The sequence below is a fragment of the Oleiphilus sp. HI0132 genome (genome assembly GCF_001635845.1).
The window spans coordinates 1-919 of the sequence record NZ_LWGJ01000253.1; the positions used below are offsets into that span (position 1 = coordinate 1).

1 protein-coding gene is annotated in these 919 nt (G+C 47.6%); it reads right to left on the reverse strand.

Features of this window, described 5'->3' with window-relative positions; all coding sequences use genetic code 11:
* Positions 1-94: 94 nt before the first annotated feature.
* Positions 95-919, reverse strand: an 825-nt coding sequence (gene groEL / locus A3766_RS03135; RefSeq protein WP_156508645.1) for a chaperonin GroEL, incomplete at its 5' end; no start/stop codon positions are given.

Consider the following 919-nt stretch of genomic DNA (forward strand, 5'->3'; position numbering starts at 1 on the left):
GGGTTTTCTTGAGACATGCCTCAAGTACTTAGCCCCAAACGCAAGAAACCCGGCAAAAGCCGGGTTTCTTAATCACAAAGCGTGAAAGGCTGGATTACATCATTCCACCCATGCCACCCATGCCACCCATATCAGGCATAGCTGGTGCTGCTGCACCCTCTTCTACGATATCGGTAACCATGCATTCAGTAGTGATCATCAAACCAGCAACAGAACCTGCTGATTGAAGCGCTGTACGCGTCACCTTAGCCGGATCAAGAATACCCATTTCCAACATATCGCCATATTCACCCGATGCAGCATTGTAACCAAAGCTACCTTCGCCCTGCTTAACCTTATCAGTCACGACAGAACCTTCGCCACCGGCATTCTCAACGATTTGACGCATAGGTGCTTCCATTGCGCGACGTAGCAAGTTAATACCAACGTTTTGATCTTCGTTATCACCTTGAAGATCTTCAATCGCTTGTAGAGCACGAATCAATGATACGCCGCCACCTGCAACAACACCTTCTTCAACGGCTGCACGAGTAGAGTGAAGCGCATCTTCGACACGAGCCTTCTTCTCTTTCATCTCGACTTCAGAACCAGCACCTACTTTGATTACCGCAACACCGCCAGCTAATTTAGCTACACGCTCTTGAAGCTTCTCACGATCATAGTCTGAACTGCTTTCTTCGATTTGCTTACGAATCTGGTTAACACGCCCTTCGATTTCTGCAGCTTGACCTGCACCATCGATAATCGTCGTATTTTCTTTACTGATGTTAACGCTCTTCGCTGTACCCAAGTTATCAATTGTTGCGGTTTCTAGAGACAAACCAACTTCTTCAGAAATAACCGTACCACCCGTTAGAGTAGCGATATCCTGTAGCATTTCCTTACGACGATCGCCAAAGCCAGGTGCCTTAACCGCTGC